Raw genomic sequence first — 6,172 nt, forward strand, 5'->3', positions numbered from 1 at the left:
TGCCGCGCTCCCGGAGGAAACCCTCATGCTGACGTTCGATCGCCGTACGCGCGGGCCGTTCTGGCTGTGCAGTGCCGGCGCGCTGCTGGCGGCCGTGTCCATCGGCCTGTCCGCCTATGCCTCGCACGGGGTTGCCGAGCCCCTGGCGCAATCGCACCTGCAGACCGCGGCGCTGTACGCCTTCGGCCACGGCGTGGCGCTGGCGGCGCTGGGACGCCGCAGCGAGCGCTTGCTCGGGCGCTTGGCGCTGTGCCTGTTGCTGCTCGGCACCGTGCTGTTTTCCGGCAGCCTGGCCGGCAACGCGCTGGCGCAGTGGCCGACGCGTCTGGCGCCGATCGGTGGCACCACGCTGATGCTGGGCTGGCTGCTGTGGGCGGTGGACGCGTTGCGGCGCTGAACTCAGGGCGTGCTTAAACTCGCAGTCCGGATCAGGCAGCTGATGGCGGCGGTCGGGTGTGCGCCAGCACGCATCCTGGCGTTGCGCTGCCGCCCGTGGGTCTGGCGGCGGCGCTATGTGTCGCTTCAGTGTGCTGGCGGCACGGGTACGTCCGTGATGGCTGCTTCAGCGGTCGTGGACTCAGGTGGACGTGTGCGGAACAACGGGTCGTCACTGACCCTTGGCCGTTGCGACGACGGGAAGCGTCGCTCCTGCTGCAGCCAACGGTGGTACTGGAAGGTGCCTCGCGCGGCACTTAAGTAGACCAGCAGGATGATCACGCCCAGCACCATCCCATTGAGATTGCCGGACGCCAGCAAGATCAGTCGCGCCAGAATGCAGTACCCCACCAGCAGAAGCGCGGCGATCCTACTATGGCGATGCAGGCCGTAGGCGCACACCCCGATCAGCACGACGTCGACGCTGAAGAGGATGCCGCCGCCAACGCTGCCATTCGCGAATTGCATGATCGCGAAGATGAGGCTGATCGCAGCGCTCAGCCAGGCAACGATACAACCGACCGCGATCTTGCGTGTGATGGTATCGGGTGCTTTCGCCAGAGGTGGTGCGCTTTGTGCGCTCTGCGCTTGCGGCGTGGCATAGGGGTTTTCCGGCACGAGGCGACATCCTTGCATTGGGCGAGACATCGTTATCGGCCAGCGCCGCAAAAAACTTCATTGTTGCAAAGCGTGCCGGCGCATCTCGATAGCGCTGAGTCGGCCGTAGTGCTCCTACGCCGTGGCTATTACTGGTCGCCGACCAGTTCCACCTGCGCCTTCAACCGCACCCACGCGTCCTGGCTGGGATCGTTGACCGTGACCTGCACGGTGTAGGTGCCGAGCGGGTCGCTGTCCTCGAAACGCAGTTGCACCGACAGCGGCGCCAGTTCCAGCAGGCCGGCGGCGGCCGGTGGGCCGCCCATGCCCAGGGGCCGCATCGGGTCCTGCAGGGTGGTGCTGCCGTCGGGGCCGAGCACGCGCAGACTCATCTGCGCATCGCAGGCGCCACCGTTGTTGGGGCTGGGCGCGCAGCCGGCGTACAGCAGCGCCACGCGCAGCAACTGGCCGCGCTGCACGCGCGCGATCGTGCGCAGGTTCGGCGCATGCGCGGCCTCGGTCTGCCCCCACTCCTGCGCGAACGCGCTGAAGTCGGCGTCGTCGGCGACCTGCAGTGCGGCGGCGAAGGCCTTGTCGTGGCCGCGCTCGGCGCTGTCCGGCAGCGCCTGGCCCTGCCGGTCGTGCCATTGCGCGGCGGCGCAGGTGGGCAGGGCCAGGGCCAGCAGGGTCAAGGCCCGCCAGGCGGCGGTGCCGGCGCGCGGCCGGCGGGTATCGGAACGGGTCATGCGCAAGCGGCCTCCTGCCAGCACCAGTGCCAGGGTTCGTAGACGATGCCATGCGGGTTGTCGCGCGGATAGCTCATGCGGTAGCCGAAGGCGCCGGCGTGGTCGTGCAGCCAGGCGAAGGCCGGCGTGCGCTCGAAACTTTCCTCGGCCGGCGGCTCACCGGGTGTGCCGATGTCCAGGGCGTGCCCGCTGTGGTGCTCGCTGAACCCCGGCGCGGCATTGATCGCGAGGATCTGCTCAAGGGTCTGCCTGCGGGCGAACTTGCGCGCGAAGATGCCCAGTTGATACGCGTGGCTGCGATAGCCGGAGATCGCCTCCAGCACCACGCCATCGCGCGTTGCGGCATGGCGCAGCGCGTGCCAGGCGCGTGCGGCGCCGGCGCTCAGCCACAGCGGGCGTCGGTAGCGGTCGTCGCCGGCCGCGTGCAGGGTGGCCGGTTCTGGCTGCAGCGGCAGGCCGGTGCGCTGCGCGTAGGCGTCGGCGGCCAGGCCCAACTGGTCCAGTTGGGCCTGCAGCGCGTGCAGCGGCAACCAGGTCTCATCAGCCGCCATCGTGCCGCGTGCGGGCAGCGCGTCGAGGCGATCCAGGGCCGCGTCGATGCCGGGTTCGTGCATCAGTCGCGGCACCAGCGCGTGCAGTCCGTGTGCGTTCGCGGTCGCCAGGTAGCGCCCGTCGTGCTTGCGCCGCAGCAGCCAGGTCGCCTGTGCGAGCTGGCGCGCGTCGGCGTTGCTGCGCGCGCGCAGTCGCGCGGCCGGCAGCAGTTCGATGGTCTCGGTGTTGAGCAGCAGGCTGGGGACGGTGCGCATCGGCACAGGGTAGGGCCAAGCAGCGCGGGCGGCCAGTCGTCGGGCGATCCCGCCGCGCCGCGCACGACGCGGCAGACGCGGCTCAGAAGAACTCGTCGAGCAACTGGTGGAACTGCAGCCGCGTGAGGTCCGGCGTGGCGATGCCGTACGCGGCGAAGAAGCGATCGGCGAGCGCCGGGTCGAATTCGTCCAGGCAACTGGCCAGGATCGCCAGGTCCTGGTACGGGTCGGCGACGCCGGCGCGGCCGAGGTCGATGACGCCGACCACGTGATCCGGCGCGTCGAGCAGGATGTTGTCCAGCGAGTAGTCGCCGTGGCTCAGCACGCGTTCGTTGTCCAGCGGCAGCAACGCGGTCATCGCCTGCCACACCGCCTCCGCTGACCAGCCGGCACGCGCGGCGTCGAAGTCCTCGGTGTCGACCAGGCCCGCCTGCAGCCGGCGTTGCGCAGCGGCCAGGCGCAGCGGGTGAGTGGCGTCGAACGGACAGGTATCGATCGGCGTGGCGTGGAAGCGGCGCAGGAACTCGGCCAGCGCCTGCGCGATGCGTTGCGCCTGCGCGGGCGCGTCCTGCAGCCATTGGTAGGCGGTCCTGCCCGGCAGCGCTTCGCTCAGCAGCCACGCGCCGGCGGCGTCGGCCTCGAAATGCAGCACGCGCGGCACGCAGCCCGTTCCGCGCAGCCAGTGCAGCCGCGCGAACTCGTCCACCACGTCGTCGTGCGAGGCGCCGGTGCCGCGCTTGAGGTACAGGTCCGGCGTGCCGGTGCCGCCGAGCCGATAGACCATGGCGCCTGCTTCGCCGACCAGATTGCGGTGCCAGTGCAGGCCGTGCAGCCGCGCCGACAGCGTCGGCGGCAGCGCCGGTGCGGTGGCGGGAGTCTCGCGGGGCGCGGTGTGGTCCATCGGACCGATCCTCGAGGCGTCATGTGGAGGCGGCGTCGTCGCCGTCGTCGCGACGCGCGCGGCTGGCGACGAAGACGCGCGTGGCTGGTGTTCCAGCATATATCGCTTCGCGTACGCCAGAACGCTCGACGCGGTGTGCTCCACGGATCGGGCGCGTCGCGCGGCGAGACCTTGCCGCACCGCGCAGCATGTCGTGCCCTGCGCGGCCGGTCGCAGCAGCGACCGACGCGGCGAGGCCCGCCGGACTCAGGCCATGCGGCGCGCCGTGCCGCGCGTGTCTTCGCCGCAGTGTGCTTGCGCCGCGAGTGTCTGCCATTCCTGCAGCACCTGCCTGGGGTGTTCGACGCTGAGCAGCAGCCAGCCGCCGGCGTGCAGCGGAACGGCCAGGACGCGATCGCTGGTGATCAGGCAGAACGCCTTGTGCCCGTCGCGGGTCCGGTAGTGGCCCGCATGAAAGCCCGGGTAGCCGAAGCCGAGCAGCTTCAAGGCCGGCTTGAAGCCGGTGTGCTCGGACAGCGCGATCACGCGCGCGTCCCCCAGGCGCAGCGCGGCCAGCGGTACGCGCTTGGTCAGGAACGTCGCACGCACGTCCACCAGGCCCTCGTGCAGCAGCACGCGCTGCCGCGCGAAGGTGGCGGTGCCGGCCACGCCGATCAGCGCCAGCAGCCCGAAATGCCACCACAGCGCACCGGGCCGCGCGGCGTGCAGCGCGAAGGCGCCGATCACGGCGGCGACGAGCAGCAGCGGCAGCCACAGCCACACCGCCAGGCCCAGGCGATGCGCCGGCGCCACCGGATACCGCCGTGCCGGTGAGGGCGACGTGGAGCGCAGCCGGCTCATGGTGTGGCGCCGTGGCTGGCGGGCAGGGCGCGCACCCAGGCGGCGACATCGACGATCAGGGCCGGGTCGACGTGGCCGGGCGTGGCGTACTCGGCCGGTCCGGAGGCATCGCTGTGCGCTGTGAGGTCGCCAGCCTGCAGGCAATCCGGCAGCGCGCTGACGGTCTGTTGTGGCGCCACGGCCAGTGCCGTGAGCGGGGCTCGCAGCGCCGTCAGTGCAGGCGCAAGAACCCGATGCGGGCGCATGTCAGAGCTCCCGCTTGAACAGCAGCAGCGGCTTGGTGCCCGGTAGTGCGACGACATTGACCAGTTCCCAGCCGAGCTTGCCGTGCCTGTTCAGGTCGGCCTGCAGTTCGTCCAGTTTCAGTCCCAGCATCAGATTGGTCTTGGCCTCGACGGTGAGGTATTCCCAGCGCTTGCTCATGCTTCCGGTTCCTTGTCGTCACGCGGCTTGGGCAGCCGGCCCGCCTTGCGCAGCGCGTCGCGCAACACGTATTCGATCTGCGCGTTGAGGCTGCGCAGTTCGTCGTCGGCCCAGCGCTGCGCCGCCGCCAGCACGTCGGCGTTGATGCGCAGCGGATAGGCCTTCTTCTCGCTCATGACCGCTCCTGCGGCGCTGCGTCGCTGCGCCGCAGGTGCAGCAGCATCGACACGATCAGCGCGTTCACCACCAGCAGCAGTGCGATCGCCACCGCGTAGACGCCGGCGCGCTGGCCGCCGGTCCAGTACAGCGCCGCCGCGCCGAGCAGGATCGCCAGGCCGATCAGCGCCCAGCGCAGGCCCAGCCCGCGCGCGCGCTCGTCGCCCTTGCCGCCGACCCAGGCGGCGATGACCAGGGCCGGCAGGCCGGAGAGGGCGAGCGCCAGCGGCGCGATGGCGGCGTGCATGGACATCGGCACCTCAGTACAGCGAGCCGGCGTTGACGATCGGCTGGGTGCCGCGGTCCGAGCACAGCACGGTCAGCAGGTTGCTGACCATGTGCGCCTTGCGCTCCTCGTCCAGCGCGACCACGCCGTTCTTCTGCAGTTCGGCGAGGGCCATCTCGACCATGCCCACCGCGCCGGCGACGATGCGGGTGCGTGCGGCGATCACCGCGTTGGCCTGCTGCCGCTGCAGCATGGCCTGGGCGATTTCCGGGGCGTAGGCGAGGTGGCTGATGCGTGCCTCGATCACGTCCACGCCGGCCTGGGTCAGGCGTTCGTCGAGGTGGCGCTTGAGCTGTTCGCTGATCTCGTTGGGATGGCTGCGCAGCGAGATCTGCCCGTCCTCGTGCTGGTCGTAGGGATAGCTGGTGGCCATCGCGCGCAATGCCGCCTCGGACTGGATGTGCACGAAGCTCTCGTAGTCGTCGACGTTGTAGACCGCCTCGGAGGCATCCATCACCTGCCACACGATCACCGCGGCGATCTCGATCGGGCTGCCGTCCAGTTCGTTGACCTTGAGCCGCCCGCTCTCGAAGTTGCGCACGCGCTGGCTGACCTTGCGCTTGCTGAAGAAGGGGTTGTTCCAGCGCAGGCCCGGATCCTTGACCGTGCCCACGTAGCGGCCGAACAGGCTCAGCACCGCGGCCTGGTTCGGTTCCAGCGCGTACAGGCCGACCACCAGGAACAACGCGACGGTCAGCACCGGGATCGCGACCAGCAGGGTCCACGGCATCGCCGACGGCTGCAGCACGCCGGTGGCGATGATCGCGCCGGCGCCGGCCACGAACACCAGGACCAGGCCCACGATCATCGGAATGCCGGGCAGGGAGGAACGGGGCTGCTCTTTCATGGTGGACGTCCTTGGGTGGTTGGGCGGAAAGATATCAAATTGATATCAGGTTGCAAGGGGCGGGGAGTGGGGAAT

At 70.2% G+C, this 6,172-nt stretch carries 11 protein-coding genes; 1 reads left to right on the forward strand and 10 read right to left on the reverse strand.

What is annotated here, in order from left to right; genetic code table 11:
- The first annotated feature begins 25 nt into the window (after nt 1–25).
- A complete protein-coding gene (locus CEK69_RS02880) occupies nt 26–397 on the forward strand; it encodes a DUF423 domain-containing protein (RefSeq protein WP_017907695.1) in 372 nt (123 codons plus the stop codon).
- Between the two features lie 125 nt (nt 398–522).
- Here the strand turns inward: CEK69_RS02880 and CEK69_RS02885 are convergent, their stop codons facing one another.
- The 10 genes from CEK69_RS02885 to CEK69_RS02930 form a co-directional block, all read right to left on the reverse strand.
- The gene (locus tag CEK69_RS02885; RefSeq protein WP_150411129.1) at nt 523–1,053 is read right to left on the reverse strand and encodes a hypothetical protein; all 531 of its coding nucleotides are present in this window, start codon (nt 1,051–1,053) and stop codon (nt 523–525) included.
- A 128-nt stretch (nt 1,054–1,181) separates the two neighbouring features.
- On the reverse strand, nt 1,182–1,778 hold the full coding sequence (locus CEK69_RS02890; protein ID WP_152243703.1) for a hypothetical protein: 597 nt from the start codon (nt 1,776–1,778) through the stop codon (nt 1,182–1,184).
- A complete protein-coding gene (locus tag CEK69_RS02895) occupies nt 1,775–2,584 on the reverse strand; it encodes a M15 family metallopeptidase (RefSeq protein ID WP_152243705.1) in 810 nt (269 codons plus the stop codon). The genes CEK69_RS02890 and CEK69_RS02895 overlap by 4 nt, the downstream gene beginning before the upstream one ends.
- A gap of 82 nt (nt 2,585–2,666) precedes the next feature.
- Nucleotides 2,667–3,485, reverse strand: a complete 819-nt coding sequence (locus CEK69_RS02900; protein ID WP_152243707.1) for an APH(3') family aminoglycoside O-phosphotransferase — start codon at nt 3,483–3,485, stop codon at nt 2,667–2,669.
- A 246-nt stretch (nt 3,486–3,731) separates the two neighbouring features.
- Nucleotides 3,732–4,325: a hypothetical protein gene (locus tag CEK69_RS02905; protein WP_226975013.1), complete on the reverse strand. Its 594-nt coding sequence runs from the start codon at nt 4,323–4,325 to the stop codon at nt 3,732–3,734.
- A complete protein-coding gene (locus CEK69_RS02910; RefSeq protein ID WP_152243709.1) occupies nt 4,322–4,504 on the reverse strand; it encodes a hypothetical protein in 183 nt (60 codons plus the stop codon). Before CEK69_RS02910 ends, CEK69_RS02905 begins: the two co-directional genes overlap by 4 nt.
- Nucleotides 4,505–4,571: 67 nt before the next feature.
- A complete protein-coding gene (locus tag CEK69_RS02915) occupies nt 4,572–4,748 on the reverse strand; it encodes a DUF4177 domain-containing protein (RefSeq protein WP_017909893.1) in 177 nt (58 codons plus the stop codon).
- Entirely contained in the window at nt 4,745–4,924 is a 180-nt protein-coding gene (locus CEK69_RS02920; RefSeq protein ID WP_010341193.1) for a hypothetical protein, read from the reverse strand. Before CEK69_RS02920 ends, CEK69_RS02915 begins: the two co-directional genes overlap by 4 nt.
- Entirely contained in the window at nt 4,921–5,211 is a 291-nt protein-coding gene (locus tag CEK69_RS02925; RefSeq protein WP_152243711.1) for a hypothetical protein, read from the reverse strand. Before CEK69_RS02925 ends, CEK69_RS02920 begins: the two co-directional genes overlap by 4 nt.
- A gap of 13 nt (nt 5,212–5,224) precedes the next feature.
- Complete coding sequence (locus CEK69_RS02930) at nt 5,225–6,097, reverse strand: SPFH domain-containing protein (protein WP_148828822.1); 873 nt, start codon at nt 6,095–6,097, stop codon at nt 5,225–5,227.
- Nucleotides 6,098–6,172 lie beyond the last annotated feature (75 nt).

Origin of the sequence: Xanthomonas sp. LMG 12462, assembly GCF_009192885.1 — a bacterium.
Taxonomy (GTDB): Bacteria; Pseudomonadota; Gammaproteobacteria; order Xanthomonadales; family Xanthomonadaceae; genus Xanthomonas_A; species Xanthomonas_A sontii.